This is a genomic window from Synechococcus sp. A18-25c, from assembly GCF_014280035.1.
GTDB lineage: Bacteria > Cyanobacteriota > Cyanobacteriia > PCC-6307 > Cyanobiaceae > Synechococcus_C.
Genome location: NZ_CP047957.1, coordinates 2,072,902 through 2,093,392, shown reverse-complemented (window position 1 = coordinate 2,093,392; position 20,491 = coordinate 2,072,902). Strand labels below are relative to the sequence as shown.

At 59.0% G+C, this 20,491-nt stretch carries 21 protein-coding genes and 2 tRNA genes; 10 read left to right on the top strand and 13 right to left on the bottom strand.

The genetic code is table 11. From position 1 onward, the window contains the following. Positions 1 to 18 precede the first annotated feature (18 nt). Both SynA1825c_RS11485 and SynA1825c_RS11480 read right to left on the bottom strand, forming a co-directional pair. Complete coding sequence (locus tag SynA1825c_RS11485) at positions 19 to 870, bottom strand: DNA-formamidopyrimidine glycosylase (protein ID WP_186469411.1); 852 nt, start codon at positions 868 to 870, stop codon at positions 19 to 21. A gap of 3 nt (positions 871 to 873) precedes the next feature. Beyond that, complete coding sequence (locus SynA1825c_RS11480) at positions 874 to 1,083, bottom strand: photosystem I reaction center subunit IV (RefSeq protein ID WP_186469410.1); 210 nt, start codon at positions 1,081 to 1,083, stop codon at positions 874 to 876. A 101-nt stretch (positions 1,084 to 1,184) separates the two neighbouring features. Here SynA1825c_RS11480 and SynA1825c_RS11475 point away from each other — a divergent pair, with 101 nt between their 5' ends. Both SynA1825c_RS11475 and SynA1825c_RS11470 read left to right on the top strand, forming a co-directional pair. Beyond that, the gene (locus SynA1825c_RS11475) at positions 1,185 to 2,261 is read left to right on the top strand and encodes a hypothetical protein (protein WP_255478380.1); all 1,077 of its coding nucleotides are present in this window, start codon (positions 1,185 to 1,187) and stop codon (positions 2,259 to 2,261) included. A 42-nt stretch (positions 2,262 to 2,303) separates the two neighbouring features. Next, positions 2,304 to 3,791, top strand: coding sequence for an ATP-dependent DNA helicase RecQ (locus tag SynA1825c_RS11470; protein ID WP_186469409.1), 1,488 nt, complete (start codon positions 2,304 to 2,306; stop codon positions 3,789 to 3,791). Between the two features lie 7 nt (positions 3,792 to 3,798). Here SynA1825c_RS11470 and SynA1825c_RS11465 read toward each other — a convergent pair whose 3' ends face one another. Next, positions 3,799 to 4,872, bottom strand: a complete 1,074-nt coding sequence (locus SynA1825c_RS11465) for a LysM peptidoglycan-binding domain-containing protein (RefSeq protein WP_186469408.1) — start codon at positions 4,870 to 4,872, stop codon at positions 3,799 to 3,801. A gap of 78 nt (positions 4,873 to 4,950) precedes the next feature. Then, positions 4,951 to 6,351, bottom strand: a complete 1,401-nt coding sequence (locus SynA1825c_RS11460; RefSeq protein WP_186469407.1) for an aldehyde dehydrogenase family protein — start codon at positions 6,349 to 6,351, stop codon at positions 4,951 to 4,953. 121 nt (positions 6,352 to 6,472) lie between these two features. Between SynA1825c_RS11460 and SynA1825c_RS11455 the strand changes: the two genes are divergently transcribed. Then, a complete protein-coding gene (locus SynA1825c_RS11455) occupies positions 6,473 to 8,170 on the top strand; it encodes an alpha-amylase family protein (protein ID WP_186469406.1) in 1,698 nt (565 codons plus the stop codon). An 18-nt stretch (positions 8,171 to 8,188) separates the two neighbouring features. Here SynA1825c_RS11455 and SynA1825c_RS11450 read toward each other — a convergent pair whose 3' ends face one another. The 5 genes from SynA1825c_RS11450 to SynA1825c_RS11430 all read right to left on the bottom strand — a co-directional run bounded on the left by SynA1825c_RS11450 (position 8,189) and on the right by SynA1825c_RS11430 (position 12,475). Next, positions 8,189 to 9,757: a glycerol-3-phosphate dehydrogenase/oxidase gene (locus SynA1825c_RS11450; RefSeq protein WP_186469405.1), complete on the bottom strand. Its 1,569-nt coding sequence runs from the start codon at positions 9,755 to 9,757 to the stop codon at positions 8,189 to 8,191. Continuing rightward, positions 9,750 to 11,255 carry a glycerol kinase GlpK gene (gene glpK / locus SynA1825c_RS11445; RefSeq protein WP_186469404.1) on the bottom strand — a complete coding sequence of 502 codons (1,506 nt, stop codon included), beginning with the start codon at positions 11,253 to 11,255 and terminating at the stop codon, positions 9,750 to 9,752. The genes SynA1825c_RS11450 and glpK overlap by 8 nt, the downstream gene beginning before the upstream one ends. Before the next feature lie 371 nt (positions 11,256 to 11,626). Continuing rightward, positions 11,627 to 11,848 (bottom strand): hypothetical protein, encoded by a 222-nt coding sequence (locus SynA1825c_RS11440; RefSeq protein ID WP_186469403.1) that lies wholly within the window; start codon positions 11,846 to 11,848, stop codon positions 11,627 to 11,629. Between the two features lie 464 nt (positions 11,849 to 12,312). Further along, a tRNA-Thr gene (locus SynA1825c_RS11435) sits at positions 12,313 to 12,384 on the bottom strand. A 9-nt stretch (positions 12,385 to 12,393) separates the two neighbouring features. Beyond that, positions 12,394 to 12,475, bottom strand: a tRNA-Tyr gene (locus SynA1825c_RS11430). 76 nt (positions 12,476 to 12,551) lie between these two features. Here SynA1825c_RS11430 and aroQ point away from each other — a divergent pair. The 4 genes from aroQ (at position 12,552) to SynA1825c_RS11410 (ending at position 15,819) form a co-directional block, all read left to right on the top strand. Further along, positions 12,552 to 12,995, top strand: coding sequence for a type II 3-dehydroquinate dehydratase (aroQ, locus tag SynA1825c_RS11425; RefSeq protein WP_186471191.1), 444 nt, complete (start codon positions 12,552 to 12,554; stop codon positions 12,993 to 12,995). Next, positions 12,992 to 13,660 carry a tRNA-(ms[2]io[6]A)-hydroxylase gene (locus SynA1825c_RS11420; RefSeq protein ID WP_186469402.1) on the top strand — a complete coding sequence of 223 codons (669 nt, stop codon included), beginning with the start codon at positions 12,992 to 12,994 and terminating at the stop codon, positions 13,658 to 13,660. Before aroQ ends, SynA1825c_RS11420 begins: the two co-directional genes overlap by 4 nt. A 45-nt stretch (positions 13,661 to 13,705) precedes the next feature. Further along, complete coding sequence (locus SynA1825c_RS11415; protein WP_186469401.1) at positions 13,706 to 15,322, top strand: hypothetical protein; 1,617 nt, start codon at positions 13,706 to 13,708, stop codon at positions 15,320 to 15,322. A 263-nt stretch (positions 15,323 to 15,585) separates the two neighbouring features. Further along, positions 15,586 to 15,819, top strand: a complete 234-nt coding sequence (locus tag SynA1825c_RS11410; protein ID WP_186469400.1) for a hypothetical protein — start codon at positions 15,586 to 15,588, stop codon at positions 15,817 to 15,819. 22 nt (positions 15,820 to 15,841) lie between these two features. Here the strand turns inward: SynA1825c_RS11410 and SynA1825c_RS11405 are convergent, their stop codons facing one another. Continuing rightward, positions 15,842 to 16,399 carry an acireductone dioxygenase gene (locus SynA1825c_RS11405; protein ID WP_186469399.1) on the bottom strand — a complete coding sequence of 186 codons (558 nt, stop codon included), beginning with the start codon at positions 16,397 to 16,399 and terminating at the stop codon, positions 15,842 to 15,844. Positions 16,400 to 16,450: 51 nt separating this feature from the next. Between SynA1825c_RS11405 and cobI the strand changes: the two genes are divergently transcribed. Further along, entirely contained in the window at positions 16,451 to 17,242 is a 792-nt protein-coding gene (cobI, locus tag SynA1825c_RS11400) for a precorrin-2 C(20)-methyltransferase (RefSeq protein ID WP_186469398.1), read from the top strand. Beyond that, entirely contained in the window at positions 17,239 to 17,865 is a 627-nt protein-coding gene (locus tag SynA1825c_RS11395) for a DUF4079 family protein (protein ID WP_370593749.1), read from the top strand. The genes cobI and SynA1825c_RS11395 overlap by 4 nt, the downstream gene beginning before the upstream one ends. Here SynA1825c_RS11395 and dusB read toward each other — a convergent pair. Further along, complete coding sequence (gene dusB / locus SynA1825c_RS11390) at positions 17,862 to 18,899, bottom strand: tRNA dihydrouridine synthase DusB (protein ID WP_186469397.1); 1,038 nt, start codon at positions 18,897 to 18,899, stop codon at positions 17,862 to 17,864. The two genes, SynA1825c_RS11395 and dusB, sit on opposite strands and share 4 nt — an antisense overlap. A gap of 34 nt (positions 18,900 to 18,933) precedes the next feature. After that, a complete protein-coding gene (locus SynA1825c_RS11385; RefSeq protein ID WP_186469396.1) occupies positions 18,934 to 19,512 on the bottom strand; it encodes a hypothetical protein in 579 nt (192 codons plus the stop codon). 81 nt (positions 19,513 to 19,593) lie between these two features. Between SynA1825c_RS11385 and SynA1825c_RS11380 the strand changes: the two genes are divergently transcribed. Further along, positions 19,594 to 20,058: a DUF1823 family protein gene (locus SynA1825c_RS11380; RefSeq protein ID WP_186469395.1), complete on the top strand. Its 465-nt coding sequence runs from the start codon at positions 19,594 to 19,596 to the stop codon at positions 20,056 to 20,058. A 19-nt stretch (positions 20,059 to 20,077) separates the two neighbouring features. Here the strand turns inward: SynA1825c_RS11380 and SynA1825c_RS11375 are convergent, their stop codons facing one another. After that, a complete protein-coding gene (locus SynA1825c_RS11375) occupies positions 20,078 to 20,461 on the bottom strand; it encodes a L,D-transpeptidase (RefSeq protein WP_186469394.1) in 384 nt (127 codons plus the stop codon). Positions 20,462 to 20,491: the final 30 nt, after the last annotated feature.

Here is a 20,491-nt window from a genome sequence, read left to right as displayed (position 1 = left end):
TCCTATCGCATGCGTTGCCTAGCTCTGACATGTTGGGCACCAATGGGTGCTGCGCCCCGCCAGTTTCATCCGTTCAATAGGTGTTCCGCAGGTCAGGCAGTCTTTGCCGGTTCGACGGTAGACAGCGGCTTGGCCTCCGTAGTTTCCATTGACGCCTTCCAGATCACGGAAGTCGCTGAAGGTGGTTCCGCCCACGCCAATGCTGATCTCCAGCACATGAACCAGGCTGTCGCGGAGTTTCTCCAGTTGTTGGCGACTGAGACGACCAGCGGGTGTGTGTGGTGCGATCCCGGCGACGAACAAGCTCTCGTCGGCATAGATGTTGCCAGTGCCTGCCACCAGGGATTGATCCAGGAGCGCCGCTTTGATGGACCGTGTGGATCCTTTCAATTCGCGTTGAAGGTAGCTGGCGCTGAAAGCATCACTGAATGGTTCTGGACCCAGTCGTTTCAGGCCAGTGATCACGGAGTCGATGGTGGTGCCACTGGGCACCCACCACATTTCGCCGAAGCTGCGCATGTCGACGAAACGCAGTTCCTGACCTTGCTCGTTCCAGAAACGGGCACGGGTGTGTTTGCAGGGATCACTGGGCTCGTCATGCCACTGGAACTGGCCGGTCATGCGGAGATGAACCCCCCAGACGCCGCTGGTTCGATGCGTCCCTTGTTGATGGAGAGAGGCCATCAAATACTTGCCTCGACGCGTCCATTCGCCGACGCTTTGGCCTCGGAGGCCATTGCAAAACGCGTTCACTCCTCCCGGGCTGGCCACGGCCCGTTCACGAAGGATCTCAACCTGTTGAATCACGAATGAGTGGAGATGGCTCGCCAGTCCCCGGCGAACCGTCTCAACTTCCGGAAGTTCCGGCAAGACTCAAGCGGGCTCGAGTTCGGACATCGCAAAGTTATTGGTGTTGATGCCACCGTCTGTGCCCTGCAGGCCGTTGTAGTTGACCTGTTCAAAACGGACCACAACGGGGTAGCGGATTCCGGAGGTGTCAATGGACGCCACCTTGCCCACTTCGTTGAACCAGTAAGACTCAGGGCGCTTGATGCGCACCATGTCACCGCGGGAGATCGCCATCGCTGCGCTGGAACTCGGCTGCATGCAGAGCGTATCGCCGTGTCTCCCCTTCAGGGATTGAGTGACACACAATGTCGTCCAGCAATTGAAGACCTTGTGGTGTGCCATGGCAGCATCCAGCCTTCGGTGCGTTGCTGACCTTGCTACCCACACAACCTGAGCCTCCTGTGCTGGAGCTGGATCTTCCCGATCCAGACCAGGACGACATCAGCACCATGGAGTTTCTGGCTCGGCTTGAACAGGCCTGGGCGGTCTGTGACAAGTTCGATCTGCAAACGGAAATCTGGCGCGGACGCATCCTCAAGGCTGTGCGCGATCGCGAAAAGCGTGGCGGAGAGGGTCGTGGTGCCGGGTTCCTGCAGTGGTTGCGCGAGCGAGAGATCAGCAAGACCCGTGCCTACGGCTTGATTCAGCTGGCGGAGTCCGCCCAGGACATGTTGGGTGACGGCATGTTGGAAGAGAGCAGCGTTAATCAGTTCTCCAAGCGGGCCTTCATGGAAACTGCACAGGCGGCTCCCGAAGTGCAATTGATGATCTCGGAAGCAGCCAATGAGGGCCAGGAGATCACCCGCAAACAGGTGCGACGTCTCACGGATGAGTTCACCGCAGCCACCAGTCCCCTGCTTCCTGAGGAAATTCGTCAGCGCACCCAGGAGAATCTCCTTCCACCGAAGGTTGTGGCGCCCCTGGTCCGTGAGCTGGCGAAATTGCCTGAGCCACAGCAAGACGAACTGCGCAAGGTGCTTCGCGATGAACCGGAGCTTGATCGCATCAAAGATGTGACACACACAGCGCGGTGGATCACCAAGGCGACCGAATCCGGTGAGGCGGTGCGTGCCTTCCAGCAGGGTGAGCTCGATCTGGAAAAGGCCATGCAGGAAGCGCAGCGTCTGGATGCCCTCGGCCTCCTCGCCGATGCCGTCGGTCAGGCCCAGGCTCTGGAATCGGCAGTTCTCAAACTGCATACGTCTTGGCGCCGATTGGGAGGCCTGCAAGAGCGTCTTTGGGTCGAGAGCGGCAGCAGCACGCCTTATCTACGGGATGTTCTTTCTGCGCTGCAAAGCTTGAGTGGAGCCACGCTCCGCGTTTCGCTGGGTGAGCTGGCGGGAGGGAAGCGCGTTCGGCTGCAGTTGGTGGAGGAATCGGCTGACCAGCTGGATCCCCCACCGATTCACTAGATCTAGTGCTCAGTAAGCTGAGGACGCCATCCGTGGTGTGTCTTGGATCTACTGCTGGATGCGTTGGAACGCTATTACGGCTGGGAGGATTTTCGCCCTGGGCAGCGTCCCGTGGTCGAGTGTTTGTTGCGAGGCCAGGACTGTCTCGCAGTGCTCCCGACCGGCGGAGGTAAATCTCTTTGTTATCAATTGCCCGCCCTAGTGCGCTCAGGGCTTGTGGTGGTGATTTCGCCCCTGGTCGCCCTGATGGAGGACCAGGTGCTGCAGCTGCATCGTCGTGATATTGCGGCGGCGTGTCTCCACGGTGGCATCGAGCCCGACCGCCGCCGTGAGATCTTGCGCCAGCTTTCCGATGGTGATCTCCGACTGCTGTATCTCGCCCCCGAGCGACTGCAGGGAGAAGCGACGCGATCCATCCTTCAGGAGCACGCCGCAACGAGTCAGTTGGTTGCTTTTGCAGTGGATGAAGCCCATTGCATCAGCGCCTGGGGGCACGACTTCAGGCCCGACTATCGCCGTCTGGGTCAACTCAGAGATTTGTGCCCGGGGGTGCCGATGGTGGCTCTCAGTGCCACCGCCGCACCTCGCGTCAGGGCCGACATCCTGCGCCTTCTGCATCTGAGGCGTCCTCTGATTCAGGTCGGTTCCGCTCGCCGCGAGAATCTGCACTACGCCATGCGTCGTCGGGCAAAGGATCCGTTGCCCGATGTTCTGGAGGCCCTTCAGCAGGCTCGGGGCGCCTGTCTGATTTATGCGCGCACGCGACGGTCTGTGGAGCAATGGACGGAACGCCTTTGTGCCAGTGGTGTTCAGGCCATCGCTTACCACGCTGGTCTTGAGCCAGATGTGAGACATCGCGCATTAGCGCATTTTCTCGAGGCCGAGGCCCCTGTCTTGGTGGCCACCGTGGCGTTTGGGATGGGTGTGGACCGAGCTGATGTCGGCCTGGTGTTGCATCTGGATTTGCCCAGCACTCCTGAGGGCTATCTGCAGGAATCCGGGCGTGCCGGGCGTGATGGCCTCCCAGCCCATTGCCTGGTTCTTTTCTCACCCCGGGACCGCACCAGCCTTGGCTGGGCGATGCAGAGTGCTCTGAGGCGCACCTCAGGGACGGATGCCGTTGAAGAAGCGCGGCGGATTGAACTGGCGCAACAGCAGTTGCGTCGCATGGAAGCTGTGGCCGAAGGCGAGTATTGCCGCGAGCAATCGCTTCTGCTGTCAGTTGGCGAGTTGGTGCCTCCCTGCGGCCGCTGTGATCGATGTCTTTCTCAGGCTCCACGCTTGGATTGGTCGGATGAAGCCAAAGCGGTGCTCGAATGCCTCGCTCAAGAGCACGGAACGGATGCACGCAGCTTGAGCGAGCGTCTCAACCTGGAGGAAGGTCGTGCACCCCACTGGGGTTGGTTAACCCGACGATTGGTGCAGGAAGAACTCATCCACGAAAGCAACGACGGCAGTCAGAGGCTGTATCTCAAGGACAGTGGCCGACGCTTTCTGCGTAAGCCCTGGCCTTTGCATTGGGCAGCCTGAGTGCTGATCAGCTCTTAATGGCAGCGCAGCGATCCTTCACAAGGGCGCGTTCAAACTCAGTCTGTGGTGCGATCCAGTTCTTCCACATGCCGTTGGCGCCCGTCACGTTGATTTTTTTCGCTGAACAATTCACGGCAACATAAAAGGACTGTCCCTCGCCATTGAGGGTGGGTGCCACTTCGCTGCCAGCCATTGACTGCCAGTTGCCCCAGTCGACTTGGAGGGGGCCATAGGTTCTCCAAGCGGCCTGCTTCGGCTGGGCGCTGGTGTTTCCAGTCTGGCTGGCAGCAGCGGTCGCCACCGGTTCTTTCTCGATGGTTTCTGTGATCACGGTGTCTGTCGTCACCGTCTCCTCCACCACAGGTTGGTTGGCCTGGGGCTCAGAGTCAGGCTGGCTCTGAGATGTCGTGTTGGAAACCGTGTCCTGTGAACTCTCAGATGCTTGCGCGGCTGGCACGGAATCTCCGGCGGCCGATGTGGTGTCCACCTCGGGTTGGCTCGAGCGCAGCATCAATTGGGTGCCCACTTTCACCTGATTCGGATTGGCAATGGCATTGATGCTGATCAAGGACGCCATCGGGATGTTGTAAGCCTTGGCGATCTGCGTGAGCGTCTGACCACGCGCCACCGTGTGGGAGGTGGCGTTGGGATTGGCCTTGATCGGGACGGGTTGAACGCGCGCAGTTGCCTGAGGTGCGGGTTGTGGAAGCACTGCATTGCTCGGCAGTTTTAGGGTTTGGCCGATTTCCACGTGATCGGCACTCGCCAAGCCGTTCAGCACAATCAGCTGACGTTCCGTGACGCGATACTGAACAGCGATTTGGCTGAGGGTGTCGCCGGATCGCACAGTGTGGCGGCCAGAGCCAGCACTGACCGCTCCGGGAATTTGCAGCCGCTGGCCGACCTGCACGAAATTCGGGTCGCGCAGTCCGTTCAAGCGCATCAGGCTGTTGATGGAGACGCCGTAGCGAGCCGCAATGTCGGACAGAGTCTCACCTGGTTTGACAGTGACAGACGCCGCATGGCCTGCCAGGGGCGAAAGGGCCATCACGGTCAAGATGGTGAGGAGGGTGCGGCGCATGCGTCTCCGGTGGCTGGGCGAACCATAAGGTGCCTCTGGCTTGATGCCAGTCTCTGTCCGGCGATGGCCTCAGGATGCTCAGCTCAGCAGACGACGAAATGTGTCTGGGCTCAGCGTGTACGGGGGATAGCGCTGGGGGAGATCGAGCCAGAACGGGCGACGCAGCACGGAGCGTTCATGGGAAAAGGTGCGGAATCCAGCTTCGCCGTGGTGGGCACCCATGCCGCTGGCGCCCACCCCCCCGAATGGCAGATCAGGAACACCTGCCTGCATCACCACATCGTTAAAACACACTCCACCTGAACTGGTTTGGCGCAGCAGCTGCTTCTGATGGTTGGTGTCACCGCCAAACAGGTAGAGGGCGAGGGGCTTGTCTTGTTTCTGGATGTGTTCGATGGCCGCATCCAGATTCGGGATGGTGAGCACGGGCAGAAGGGGGCCGAACAGCTCATCGGTCATCAAGGGGTCATGGTCGTCGTGCACGGCGATCAGGCTGGGCGCGATTCGGCGTCGTTCAGGATCGAATTCGCCGCCCAGCAGCACCCGTCCTTCTGCTTCTGCACCCCGCAACAGCGCTTCCAGCCTGCTGTAGTGCCTGTCGTGGATAAGGCAGCACAAATCCTCTGAATCAAGCGGTTGTTCGCCATAGAGCCTGAGCCTCTCCCGAGCGATTGCATTCAGCAGGGGTTCGCGCACACTTTCCTGAACGAACAGGTGATCCGGCGCGATGCAGGCTTGTCCAGCATTGAAACCCTTGCCCCACACCAGCCGCCGCGCCGTCACGTCGAGATCGGCATCGTTGAGGACGATCGCCGGGTTTTTCCCTCCCAATTCCAACGTCACTGGTGTGAGGTTGGCGGCAGCGCCCTCCAAAACCTTCGCGCCGATCCGTCCGCCACCGGTGAAGAAAATGTGATCAAAGCGCTGACGCACCAGGTTCGCGGCCACGTCTCCATCTCCATTGACCACGGTGACCACGTCCTGTGGAAAGTGCATGGGGATCACCCGTTCAATCAGCTCTGCAGTGGCCGGAGCATGTTCTGACGGTTTGATCACGGCGGTGTTCCCGGCCGCCAGTGCACTCACGAGGGGCCACAGGGTGAGACTGAATGGCAGGTTCCAAGGGCCGATCAGCAGAACACACCCCAGGGGCTCCCGGATCAGTTCGGCGCGACCAGGCTTTTGCACGATCGGGACGCGAACGCGATGTGGTCGCATCCAAGAGCGCAAACGCCGTTCAGCAAGATTGAGCTCTTGAAGCAGGGCCACCACCTCGGCCATGGCTTCCAGGGGAGGTTTGGCGAGGTCTTGATGGAGTGCCTCGAGAATCGCCGACTCGTGCTCGGTGACGAGATTTCGTAGGCGCCGCAGTTGCTCTCGCCGCCAGCGTTCCGGATGCGTGACGCCTTGCAGGACGGGTTCGCGCATCCGTTGCAGATCGGTATCGCTGAACGCGGTGGCTGTGCCGGCTTGAGCCATGACGTCAGAAACAGGCGCTTACTGAACGTCATGCTCGCAATTCCATCCCATCAACCGTTGCCAAGGGGGGGATGACGCCAAAGCCGATTGCGCTTACTACGAAGAGAGAGTGATCGGCTTGATGAGTCAGAAGCTGCCGTGGTGGAACGGAGCCGTCATCTATCAGTTGATTGTGCGCAGCTATGCCGATGGCAATGGCGACGGAATTGGTGACTTGCAGGGGTTGGCCAACCGTCTCCCTTATCTGCGCTGGCTCGGCGTCGAAGCGATCTGGCTGACGCCCATCTATCCGTCACCGTTGCAGGACGGTGGGTATGACATCACCGATTTCAAGGCGATTCATCCCGACCTCGGAGATCTCTCTGCGTTTCATCGGGTGCTGACTGCAGCGCATGGGCAGGGCATCAAAGTGGTGATGGACCTGGTCATGAACCACACCAGCACCCTGCATCCCTGGTTCCAGCGAGCTCGTTGGGCTCCAAAGGGCAGTCCTGAACGCGACATCTATGTCTGGAGCGATGACCCCCATCGTTATGCGGATGCTCCGGTGCTGTTCCGTCATTTCGAGTCGTCCAACTGGGAGTGGGACGAGGTGGCTGGCCAGTACTACCTGCACCGGTTTTTGCGTCATCAGCCCGACCTGAACTACGACAACCCATTCGTCCAGGAGGCAATGCTGGATGTGGTGGATTTTTGGATCGAGCGAGGTGTGGACGGCTTTCGGCTGGATGCTGTGCCGTTTCTTTTTGAGGCCGAAGGCACCCGCTGTGAAGGTTTGCCTGAAACGCACGCGTTTCTGAAGCGTTTGCGAGAACGGGTCAATTCCCATGGCCGTGATGTGCTCCTGCTCGGGGAAGCCATTCAGCCCCTGGATGAGATCGCTCCTTATCTGATGTCAGATGAGCTGCATGGAGCGTTCAACTTCGTCTTAACCGCCCATTTGTTCGCTGCCATTGCCAGTGGTGCAGTCAAAGACTTGTGCTCCTGTCTGAAAGAGGCGCAGCAGACCGTGCGTGGATGCCGGTGGGCTCTGCCATTGCGCAATCACGACGAGCTTTGGCTGGGCGATGGCCATCTGGTCCCCGAACAGGTGATTCAGACCATTCGCGCTGGTCTTCATCAAGGTCAGGGGCACTGGCTCAACTGGGGCATTAATCGTCGTTTAGCCCCTCTCCTCAATGGCGATTCAGGTTCCAACCGGGTTCTGCATGCTTTGCTCTACAGCCTTCCCGGAATGCCTTGCCTCTACTACGGCGATGAGTTGGGCATGGGGGACTGGCCTGGACTGCGAGATCGCGATCCCAACCGCACTCCCATGGCGTGGACTCCAGCACGAAACGGCGGGTTCTCGACAGCACCCGATCCCCTGCTGGTGCTCCCACCGATCACCTCTCCGGGCTACGACTACCGCGTGGTGAATGTGGAGGTTCAGAAGCAGTTCCCTGCCTCACTGCTGAACTGGCATCGGCGCATGCTCACCTGTCGGCGGCTGCTACCTGCCCTTCGCCATGGTGACTTTGAACTGTTGCACTGCACCCATCCGAGTGTGATCAGCTACGTGCGCTGTGATGGCGGGATGACGGTGCTGGTGGCTGCCAACCTGTCTGCGGCGGGGGCCTCTCTGCGGCTCGACCTCAGCCGCTGGCGCGGTGAGCGAACCCGTGAGGTGCTCTGGGGCTGTGAATACCCGCCTGCATCAGAGGCGTGGTTTGTGTATCTGCCTGCCCATGGATACAGCTGGTGGCTGATCGGTGAGGTGGAAGACGTTATTGAAGTGGAGGATGTGCCGGAGGCCGAGCACGCCCCGCAACCCCTTTGAACGCAGCCAGCCCAGCCTTCAAGCATCTAAAGCAAGCGCTGAGCTCTCATCCCTGCCGCACTCTTCAAGAATCGCCCTCACCGCTGGTGTGAGGCGGTTCGCTTCGCCACAGTTCACCATGGCCAGACGATTCCGTCGTGCCAGCAGATCGGTGACGCTATGAGCATGTTCTGCGTTGACGGCGTGGCGAAGCTCTCCCTCACAGATTGGAATCACGTCGCTCAGTGGTTCCCGTTGTGAGACCGTCCATCCGTTCACCAGCTCGGCTGCAGCCAGCCCGTGATTGCCCTCCAGGTGCTCGATCTGGTTCTGAAGCCAGGGGGAGTCAGGAAGCAGATCGCTCAGTTGCTGACGTTGTTGCATCAGTCGTTCTGAGGTCTTGGATGGATCGACGTCGGATCCCAATAAAGGCAGCCTTTTGGCAGGTGGCAGGGGCCTGTCCAGTTGCTTGGCAACGGCATCCAGCGTGTCGATTGCCATTGGACGGCAGGTGGTCCATTTACCGCCCATCACACTCACCAATCCACTCGGCAGGGTCTCCACCTCGTGCTCCCGCACGACACGGCTGCTGTTCAGATCGGCATCGGCGGGTTTGAGGAGCGGTCGGCCGCCCGCCCAGCAGCTGCCGATCTCGGGGTCACCCATGTCAGGGAACCATCGCTTCACATAGTTGATCAGGTAGGTCTGCTCCTGATCGGACGGCTGTGCCGCCTGCTCCTGAGGGCAGGCAGTCTCAGTGGTGCCCACCAGCGTGCCCCCGAAGAACGGCAACATGAACAGAACCCGTCCGTCATCGGTGGAGGGCAGCAGCAGTCCCATCCGTTCAGGACAGAGGTTCTGCTTGAGCACGATGTGAACACCGCGGCTCGTGAGCATGCGTTCACGGCAGTCCCCCTCTGCCATGCGTCGCACCGCATCAGCATGCAGTCCGGTGGCATTGACCACCGTGCGTGCACGCCAGCGCTGACGTTCCCCGCGTGCGTTTTCGCTGATGGCGCCACACACCTGCCCGTCGCTGTTCTTCTCCAGTGCGACGACTGGCATGCGGTTCCTCACGACAGCACCGGCCTGCTCGGCGGTCAGGGCCAGCAGCAGATTCAGGCGAGCATCGTCGAATTGTCCATCGCTGTAGGCCACTCCCCTGCGAATGTCGTCACGAAGCTGGGGCAGGGCAACCTGCAGCTGCTGCTTCGTTAATAGTCTGCTGTTGCCGATTCCTGCCTGGCCAGACAGGGCGTCATAGAGACCGAGCCCAAGGCGGTAGTAGAGCTGCCCGATCACGCAGTCGGTCGGTAGCGCGAGCTCCAGGCGATGGGCCAGAAATGGAGCTTGCTGCAACCAGTGTCCGCGTTCCAGCAGGGCTTCCCTCACAAGGCGCAGCTGCGCTCGGTCAGCGGTTTTGAAAGCCAGCTCGAGATAGCGGACACCGCCATGCAGCAATTTGGTGCTACGGGAGCTGGTGCCACTGGCGAAGTCATTCGCTTCGAGCAGCGCAACCCGCAGGCCGCGGCGGACGGCTTCATAGGCGACGCAAGCACCGCTGGCTCCGCCACCGATGATCAGAAGGTCGTAAGCGGTGTCATCCATGCCAGTGAAGACTCCGTGCGACAGCATCGTTCCAGCGCTTAAGCCAGGCTTGTCGTTCTTCCGTTCCCATCGAGGGGTTGAAGCTCTCGGTCTGCTGCTCTTGCGCTGAGACCAGATCACTGAGATCGGCAATCACTCCCGATTGCACGCCTGCCAGCAATGCCACTCCCCGCGCGGTGCTTTCCAGGTGGGCTGGACGTCGCACGCGCAGACCTGTGCTGTCGGCCTGCGCCTGCAAAAGGGGATTCGAGGCTGCTGCTCCACCGTCGACTGCGAGCTCGCCCAGGCTGTGGCCGATCGACTGCTCTGCAAGCTGCACCAGGCCAGCCACCGAAAGGGCGATGCCGTCGAGTGCTGCACGGGCAATCTGGGCACGACCGCTGTCCCGGGTTAATCCGATCAGCAGCCCACGGGCGCCTGGATCCCAATGGGGGGTTCCCCAGCCGGTGAACGCCGGGACGAGCATCACGCCTCCCGAGTTCTCCACCCCATTGGCGAGCCGGTTGATCTCATCGGCGGTTTCGATGATGCCGAGCCCATCCCTCAGCCACTGAACAACGGTGCCTGCGTTGAACAAGCTGCCTTCAAGGCAATACGTCGGTTCACCCTCTTCATCCGTCCAGCCCAGCGTGCTGAGCAGTCCCGCATCACTGCGGCGGATCGTTCTGCCCGTGTTCACCACCAGGAAGGCACCGGTGCCGTAGGTGCATTTGGCTTCGCCAGGCTCAAGGCATAACTGCCCGAGAGTGGCGGCCTGTTGATCACCCAGAAGCGCGCGGATGGGCACGCCCGCGAACGGCAGCCCTGGCGCGATTGCGCCGAAATCACCTCGGCAAGGCACCAGTGTCGGCAGGGCACTGGTCGGAAGCAGGGCCTGCGCGCAGAACGGTTCCACCCATTCCCGGCGCTTGAGGTCCATCAACAGCGTGCGGCTGGCGTTGCTCATATCGGAGCAATGCCGAGTGGCCCCGCTCAGATGCCACAGCAGCCAGCTCTCCACTGTTCCAAAGCAGAGATCCTCTTGGTTGGCAGCTCGGCGGGCTGCCCCCTCGTTCTGGATCAACCAGTGGATTTTGCTGGCGCTGAAGTAGGGATCCAGAAGAAGCCCCGTACGTACTCTCCACTCCTTTTCCAGACCTTCCTGCTTCCATCGCTCGCAGAGATCAGCTGTGCGGCCGTCTTGCCAGACCAGAGCTGGGCCGCAGGGCTGCCCATCGCTGCGGCGCCAAAGAATGGTGGTCTCGCGTTGATTGGTGATGCCGCAGGCGACGACAGCACTGCGTTGTTCTGGAGTCAGGGATTGCTCCAGACGGCTCATCGCCAGACGCTGGCTCTCCCAGATGGCCATGGGGTCTTGTTCCACCCAGCCATCAGCGGGGTATTGGATCGCTAGAGGAGCAGTGGCACTGGCGATCGGACACCCACGGTCGTCGTAGAGCGCGGCCCGGGAGCTACTGGTGCCTTGATCCAGTGCCAGCAGGAGTGGCGGTGCAGCCATGCGGGAATTGTTTCCCACGTGCTAGCTGGGGGGAGAAGGTCCTGCAAAGGAGCGTGAGGAACAATGAAGTGTTTGCTCAGGTGTTGTCTGTTCTGCCTGGAAACCAGTCACCCTTGAAGTTGTTTATTCCTCTCTTGCAGTACTAAGGCGGTTGGTTATTAATCCAATCCTCTGGATTTGAGGATGCATCAGTTGGAAGACTTTCAATCCCTGTTCAAGATATGGTCTGAGATCGCGAAGGGCTGTTGTGTTGCGGTGCTCTCATCTTGTAACCAGAACAACACCAGTGCTCAGATTCAGATTGAGCGGTAAAGGAAGAACTTTGGTTTGTCTTGATCGTGTTGCAGCACGGTGTCTCAATCCACAGTGCCTCAATCCACAGTGTCTGCGTTCCCCTGCTGCCGGCTTCCTGCTGGCACCGTCTGTTTTTTGTCTGTCGCAGCGGAGAAGAAATCGACAGCCTGCACTAGCAGGCTTTCCGCACCTAGATAGACCTTGGGTGGTCTGTGCTCAAGTGGGTATTTCATAATCTGATCAAGCATGATCTCAGCGCTTTTCAGCAATGGATGGTCTGGGAAGACCAGCAATTGCATGGGCAATTGGTCTAGGGAAAAGATCGTTAGCTTCGATCCTCGACTGGGGGATTCATGCAGTGGGCAACACTAGGCATTCACGATGTTGGTCCTGAGTCGATACAGGGAATGCTGCATCCCACGGTTTTTGCTGGATCCAATCACCCAGCCACTGGGTGAAAGTGAAACCAAGGTGTCATCAAGACAAACACTGACGTCTAATCTGAGCGGTGCTTGTTGCAGGAAATGGGCAGATTGATGAACTTTGCGAGCCATTGATTCCGTTTTGCAGACGTCAGATTGGTTCAGTTTTCGTCAGCTCCATTTTCTGAGAGGCTGTCTGGAGTTTTGAACAACCGCGAGCAAGGTTCTGATTCGCTTGCGGCGTGCGGAGCTGTATTCACCGCGGCCTGCACTTGGCTGCCAACTTGGAATCAACCCAGGCCTGCGACTTGGATCAACACCCGGTGCCTGGGTGTTGGGAAAGCCCTTGTCGAGACTTGAACTCGAGACCTCTCCCTTACCAAGGGAGTGCTCTACCGCTGAGCTACAAGGGCATGTGTGGATGGGCCGGGTTGGATTTGAACCAACGTAGGCAGAGCCAGCGGATTTACAGTCCGCCCCCATTAACCACTCGGGCACCGACCCGACACACCGCGATAATTTACCAGTCAACGAGGACCACCCTGCTGGATACGATCGGGTGACACCGCTGGCACGGGCGATGCAACTGCTGCTGCTCAATGGGCCCAATCTCAATTTGCTCGGTCAGCGGGAGCCTGGCCTTTACGGTCACCAGACACTGGATGTGATCGAGCAACAACTCAAAGAGCGTGCTGCTGCTGCTGGGGTGCAACTGGATTCTTACCAGAGCAATTTTGAAGGTGCCCTCGTAGAGCGGGTTCACCAGGCGATGGGGACGGTCAACGGCATCTTGATCAATGCCGGTGCCTTCACCCACACATCCATCGCGTTACGCGACGCTTTGCTAGGCGTGGCCATTCCTTATGTGGAGCTCCACCTGAGTAACACCCAAGCGCGTGAGTCGTTTCGTCATCAGTCCTATCTGGCTGATCGTGCGGTTGGTGTGGTGAGCGGCTTTGGGCCTTTCAGCTACGACCTCGCTCTTGATGGGTTGCTGAATTACCTGCGTCAGGTGGAAGCATGACCATCGCTGCATCCACAACCCCTGTTGAGTTCAAAGAGGCCTCTCTTACATCCACCGTGAGCAGCATTCGTTGGCTTGCTGCTCCGACTAGTCGTCTCTGGGTGGAGCAGGCGATCGCTAAGCCGATGCAGGTTCTCATCGACCATGCCCATTGCGAGCGCAAAGCGGCTGGCTCAGCTGTTCAGCTGATGTTTCGCTATCTGTGTGAACCTGGCCTCGGTGAGGTGTTGAGCCCGCTGGCGCGTGAAGAGCTTGCGCATTTTGAGCAGGTGTTGGATCTGCTCAAATCGCGTGGTCGTTACCTTGAGCCGTTGCGCTCATCAGGTTACGGAGCGGATCTTGCTAAGCAGGTGCGACGGGGGGAGCCTGATCGGATGCTGGATTCTTTCCTCGTTGCGGGCCTGATTGAAGCGCGCAGTCATGAACGCATGGCTCTGCTTGCAGAACACAGTCCTGACCAGGCGTTACGGACTCTTTATGGCAGCTTGCTTCAAAGTGAAGCTCGTCACTTCGGTGTGTATTGGGTTCTTTGCGAGCAACGGTATTCAAGAGATGTGATCGTGCCTCGTTTGCAGCAGTTGGCTCAGGCCGAAGTTGAGGCCTTGTGTGGAGAACTGGTGCATCCCGATGATGTGCGGATGCATTCCGTTGGTGTCGATGCCTGATGCGTCCAGGCATTCTTTTAAGATCAACGAATCTGCAATGATTCAATGAGTGGTAGCGGCCATTCCCAGCTTGATGTCCAAAGTGTTAATAATGTGACTCAGCCTCGTCCGATTGGACGTGGTGAATGGTGGTCAGAAGCAGCTTTTCAAGACTTTTTTACATCGGTTTTTGAGCGTGAACTGGGTAATGTTATTGATTACAATGTTCATCTGGACTCTGATAAAGATGTTTATAACACTCATGAAATCTATTCCGGCCCAGATGGGATGGTGTATTTCACCCAGAGCATGCATGACCGTGTTGGACGTCTCACGCTTGATGGACGTGTTGAGCTTTTTGAACTTCCAAAAGGGTCTTACCCCCATGGAATCCGGTTTAGTGAAGACGGTCGTTTGTATGTAACTCTTGAGGATTTTGATCAAATCGTTGAACTCAGCAAACGTGATGGTTCTATCATCACGACTTATAGCGTTGCGTTCGATAATCCTCAGACAGAGGGTGTTGTGGGACCGCACGGTTTCGCCATCGATCCCCAAGGCAAACTTTGGTACACCGGCCGCACCTCTGATGTGCTGGGTTGGGTTGATCCTGCGACGGGAGAACATCGTCGTTTTGAACTACCGACCCGAGCTGCCATCGCTCCCAATTTCAATCATGACGCCATCAAGCCGGCAGCCAGTGCTCCAATCAACATCGAGTTTGATCAGGTGGGAAACGCATGGTTTGTAAACCTGCAGACCAATCAGATTGGAAGGATTGATTTAAACGATAAGTTGAGCCTTTTCGAGATCGAAGGTTTCGGGACTGATAACACACGTCCGATCAATATTTATCAAGGACCCGAAGGCTTTATCTGGGTCACAATTGAAGGCGATAACAGCCCTGAATTGGTTGGTTCGCAGCAAAGTTTGGGTGGTATTGCCCGCTTCGATCCTGCCTCTGAAACTTTCACGTCTTATCCCCAGACTCTTTCCAAAGGTGCAGGCGGTGTAGTGGGTGTGAAGCCGGATTCTGTCTGGTTCCAATACCAAGAAAATGACCTGGTTCGCTTGGATGTTGATGAATCAGGACGCCGAGATCAAACGGTTTTCCCATTGCCTGACATTGGTTCCCGTAACCGTGTGATGCACCGGATCGGACAGGGGCCTGATGGATCAATGTGGTTCACCAGTTTGAATGCGGATCTTGTCAGTCAGATCGCGACCGAAGAGCAGGGTTTGCCTGTGTATTCCTTTGATGCTTCATCGACCAGAAATCAATACTTATCGTCGGTACCTCAAGAGTGGACTCTGCTACTAAGCGAGAGTTCGGGCGCTGAAGAACCTGATCCTTTGTTCCTCAGTACTGCAGACCTCAGCGATTCTGTATCGACATCGCGTTTCCGTGATCAGATCACTGGCCAAACGGTCTGGACGGCAGACCCCACGGAGCGATTTATTTGGTCGCAAAGCTTTCGGTATGAATACATTGCTGAGGATTTCCGCGTTTTTGATGAGATTAACGATGCTCAGAACCTCATTCCTGTTTACCGAACATTTGATGATCAGGCGCGTGTGTTCCGTTGGTATGTAGATCCACTCAGCGTGGACCCCGCTGATCATGCTTCAGCGAACATTGCATGGTTTGCACACGCCATTCCCGACAATGCAATGTATGGCTGAACTCTGAATGAGCGAGGACTGGCTGCTTGGCCGGTATCGCTCCGGGTTGAGGTGTCTGTTTTTGAGGGATGCTTCGGCCTTTTCGCGATTTCGATCTGAAGGAGTTGATCAGTGCCCAGCTTGTTTGTTGCGTCAGGTTTGGTTGAGATCGTCGTAAGGCATCAAGGTCAGACTTTCGTGACTTTGGATCACAAGAGGTCTGACGAGGCGCGCAATGTTGTTTGGGCCGCTTCTAGGATTGACCCAGTGACGTCGCGTGTCGAATGATTGACCCTGTGACCGCTGTTGCTGACTCCCTGCAGGCTCTGCGGAATGGCACCACCGACGAGCAGTGGAATGGCCTCAAAGCCGATCCACTCCTTCGTGATCTCATTGGCCGTTGTGCCGACCTTGAAGCAGCTTTGTTGCTCGCTGATGAAGAGTCGGTGAAGGTGGCAACTGGCAAATCCGCTTCCTTCAAGTCATCTGTGGATTCCCGGCTGCTCCTCGCGGCTTGACGGTGCAACCGCAACCAACCGGCTACAGCAGGCTTGCGGGGGTTGTGAGTAGGGGATAGCGGCTGGCAATGGAATCCCCTGTGAAGTCCGCCACCCATCCGCTGGGATTGCAAAAAAAGCGAATGGCGCAGAACTCCGGCTCCGGCCCCATATCAAACCAGTGACGCGTTCCTGCAGGAACGCTGATCCAATCCGAGGCTTTGCACAACACCTGGATCACCTCGTCCCCAAGGTGAAGGCAGAACAGGCCATGGCCCTCCACGAAAAAGCGAACTTCGTCTTCGCTGTGGGTGTGTTCATTCAGGAATGTCTGGCGCAGGGTGGCTCGTTCGGGATGGTCCGGCTGGATGCGAATGGCATCAACGGTGGGGTAGTTCCCGCGCGCCTGGGTTCGTTGGATGTCGTGCTTGTAGGCCGCCAGGATCTCCTCCTGGCCAGCGCTTTGGTCAAGCCGCGTCTGTGTTGGCCAGCGTTCAAAGCCAATTCCGCGTCGCTTGAGCTCCCTTTCGATCAGAGCTCTGTCTTGGGTGTGCAGAAGCACGTCGCTGGAGCGATCCGAAAACAGCGTCAGCTCACTCATGCTGCAAATGGCCGTGGAAACAGCCCCTGACCAACCCATTCAGCATGCTGGATGGTTGATCCGTCCCCCGCGCCGTTGTCCTTGGCACCCAAGTTTGCTCCTGATCGGTTGACGCTGGTAGGAGTTGGTCCTGGTGATCCAGAATTGCTTACGGTCGCTGCGGTGAAGGCCTTGGAGCAGGCCGACGTGGTGGCTCATCCTGTGGCCCGTGAAGGAGAGTCGGGGTTGGCATTGGCCATTGCTTTGCCGTGGTTGCAGCCGCAACAACAACTTCTGCCCCTCGCGTTCCCGATGGTGGCGGAGGCAGAGCCGAGAATTTCCGCCTGGCACGAGGCTGCCGACGCACTCGCCCGCCATGTGAGGGCAGGTCGCAGGGTGGTGTTGCTCTGTGAGGGGGATGTGTCCCTCTTTGCAACGGGTAGTTACGTGCAGCTGGCTCTGCGTCGGCGTCATCCCGACCTTCCCTTTGCGCTGATTCCTGGGATCCCTTCGGTTTGTGCTGCTGCTGCCGCAGCAGCAGGCGTGGCGGTCGATCTTCCCTTGGCACTCCAGCAAGAAGGACTGCTGATCCGTCCATGTCCGGAGACGGCTTCGGACTTTCGCAAACTCCTGCAGAGCGCACGCGATGCGTCAACTGTGCTCGGGTTGATCAAAGTGGGCCACCGTTGGCCCTGGGTGTGTGCGGCTCTGACGGAGATGGGGCTGCTGGATCAGGCTCTGTTCGCGCAACGGGTGGGTTGGTCTGATCAGTGGGTGGCTTCCGCCTCTCAAGTGCCCCCCGATGCGAGACCCTATTTCTCACTTCTGCTGATCCGTCAGCTCTGGCCTGAGGTGTTGCCTTGATTGCTGCCTTTCCATCGCTTGCCGTGAGCCAATGGTTGGCGTTGGTGCATCCAGTGCTGATCATTCTGTTTGTCTATCCCGTGATCGGAGCAACGATCAGGTTGGGGATCCTGGCCAGGGAGCGGCGGTTGCAGCTCAATCCGATTGCTCCCACGGTTCCTGTGGAGCATGTGGATCATGGCCGCTGGGCCACAGGTGCTCTGCTGTTGGCCGTGCTCATTGCTTTGGGTCATGGATTAGCGGGTGCTGGCGCTGGTTTGGCGACCTGGCTTGTGGTTTCTCTGCAGGCTGCGGCTGCTGCCGCAGCTTTCGTGGCGCTCCTTCGCACGCGGCGTTTGATGTTCCGTTTGCTGTTCGCATGGAGCTGCTGGCTGTTTCTGCTGCTGATCAGCCTGCAGCCTTTGTTGATGGCGGAACGGTCTCTCCTGGCTCTAGCGATCTGGGAATCCCACACCTGGGGTGGCCTCGCGCTTCTCGCTTTGCTCCTGTTCACGATGGCTGTGCAGCGGGAGATCGCCAGCAGGCTGTGGATGCGCCGATTGCATGTGTCCCTGAATGTGTTGGTGGCACTGTTGCTGGCGACCCAAGCGATTACGGGTACCCGTGACCTTCTGCTGGGCTAGGCAGCCTTGGCCTCTGACGCCAACTGGTCCTGCTGGTGCTTCAACAACTCCAGGGCGAGATTTGGCGTGGAGGCCCGCATCAGTTGCTGGCGGAATTGCGAGGCACCAGGGAAGCCAGTGCATGTCCAACTCATGTGTTTTCGCGCGATCAGCAGGCCGTGATCGCCTCGTGCTTCCACCAGGGCCTGCAATTGTTCAGCCGCCAGCGTCAGGCGTTCCCGTGGGTCTGGTGTTGGTGGGATGGGCCGTCCATTCAGTGCGGCATCGATTTGACCCACAAGCCAAGGGGCGCCCATCGTTCCACGTCCCACCATTACGCCATCAGCACCGGTGACCTTCAGGCAGCGCAAAGCGTCGTCTGGGCTATTGACGTCGCCATTAGCGATCACGGGGATGTGGAGGCTTTGTTTGACGGCCGCGATCGCGGCCCAGTTCGCGTTGCCGCTGAAGCGTTGTTCGCGGGTGCGGCCATGCAGGGTTAAAAGCTGAGCCCCGGCGTCCTGGAGCCGGCGACCCCAGGCCACAGCATCAGCCTGCGTTGACGGCTGCTCCGTTCCGCCGCACCAGCCGAGTCGAGTTTTGACGGTCACTGGCACGCCAACGGCGGCAGCCACGGCGTCGACGATCTGGCAGGCCAGCTCAGGATCGCGGATCAGGCCGCTCCCACCGCCTTTGCGTGCAATCTTGCGCACCGGGCAACCCATGTTGATGTCCACCAAAAAGGCGCCGGCGTCTTCAGCCCGACGAGCGGCATCTGCCATGGCTGCAGGTCGGTGGTCGAACAATTGGACGCCGATTGGTCCAAGTTCTCCGCTGAGTTCTTCCACCTTGGCTCGGCCATGGCCGAGTTCGAGGCTGGTGGCATTCACCATTTCGGTGAATAACAGGGCGTCGGACGACCAACGCCGCACCAGGGAGCGGAAGATCCGATCGCTGACGCCTGCAAGCGGTGATTGCAGAACGCGGCAGCGCAAGGTGCGCTCAACGCGGCTGCCACGCAGTCTCAGTTCCCTGGTGATCAATGGGGATGCCATCACCCCATTGTCGCCAGTGGCCAGTTTCGGCGAATCAAGCCATGGATTCATCCAAGCCGAGTTGGTGGCGGGTCCGGTGCACCTGCGTTTCGATGGCGTTGCGCAGCCAGGCCTGCGTCGACCAATCTTCGTGGAGCGCCAGTCGCTCAACGTCTTGTAGGAGGTCAAGGGGGAGCGCAAGGCTCACCTCCTGGATGCTGTGCGGGCTAGCAAGTCCCCCCTGATGCGGTGCGTCCAGATGGAGGATCTGCGCTTTCAGGACCTGCAGTTTGGTGCCTGGCTTCTGCTGGCGACGCCAGACCTGACGCAGGGTCAGTCGCACCTTGCAGCCTGGCCGCACCCGTTGAAGCCCTTGGTCTCCCAGGGGAGAGTCGCGACGGTCCACAAACACCGGAGTGCTGCTGCTTGTGGACGCGCTGTAGATGAAGCACACCCTGCCGTCGCCATGCCAAGGGGGCGCAGCCTTCCCAGTCGACAGCCGTTTCAGCATGCGGCGCTGGTCGCGCTTCACTGCCGTCATAACGTCCTCAGGCAGCCGAAAGACCAGCCGCTGGTAGGCCTGGTTTGCCACCAAAGACGTCTCCGGCTCGAGTGTGGTGTCAAACACGTACATGAAGCGGTCGGTAAAGGTGCTGCTTAGGGGGTTGCCAGGGGGCCCTCAGCGCCGAAGCATGGTCAGATCTGCATGCTGCTGATGACGTTTCCCAGCTGGAGTCTGACCCGGCCTCTGCTGATGGCGATTCTTGAGGACCGTTTGAGCGATCAGTTTGTCGCCCAGCTGGTGTGGGAGCGTTTGGGCTACCGCCCCTCCAGCGCCGTCGACGGTCTCTGGCGAGCCGGTCCGCAGACACCCTCCGACTGGGGAGAAGCTTTCCCGGAGGCCCCTCAGGTGATCGCCGTGCGGCCGGCTTCCGTGCGTCTCACGCGTTCGATTCCGAAGCCCTACAAGCAGCTTTTGAAGGAGCAGCTCCACTTCACGGGCTATCGCATCGGTGAGCTCTATCCACGCCGAACCCGCCGGGCCACGGTGGTCAACTGGTTGCTGGCTTCCTTGGCGCTTGAGGGGAAGCCGCTGCTTGAAGAGGGGGCGCTACCGCCGCTGTTGGAAGCGCCGGCCGATCCGGTGCAGGGGCATCCTGGCGACCCGCCAGTGGGCTAACTAGTGGGCTAAGTGGGCTTCAAGCTTGGATCACCACCTTGGTGCCTTTGGGCGTGTTCTCGAACAGCCATTGCGCCTGGTGGGTTGGCATGCGAACGCATCCACGGCTGCGAGGAACGCCAAAGGCCTGACCAGCCTCCTCCTGCCAGGGAGCTCCATGCATGCAGATCATTTCGTTGGAGGTGATGCACATGGCATAGGGCACGCCTGGTGCCACATATCCACGACCGCTCATGGTCACGGATCGGTATTTGGTGAGCACCTGAGCTTCTCCTGTGGGCGTCGGCGTTGACGCCTTACCGGTGCTCACGGGAATCACCCGCACGATCTCCTGATTGGCGTCGTAAACGGTCAACTTCTGGTCGGAGAGGTCAACCACAAGAGTGGCGATCAGTTCAAGCATGGTGTTGTGACAGCGGCCGCACTGCACTAC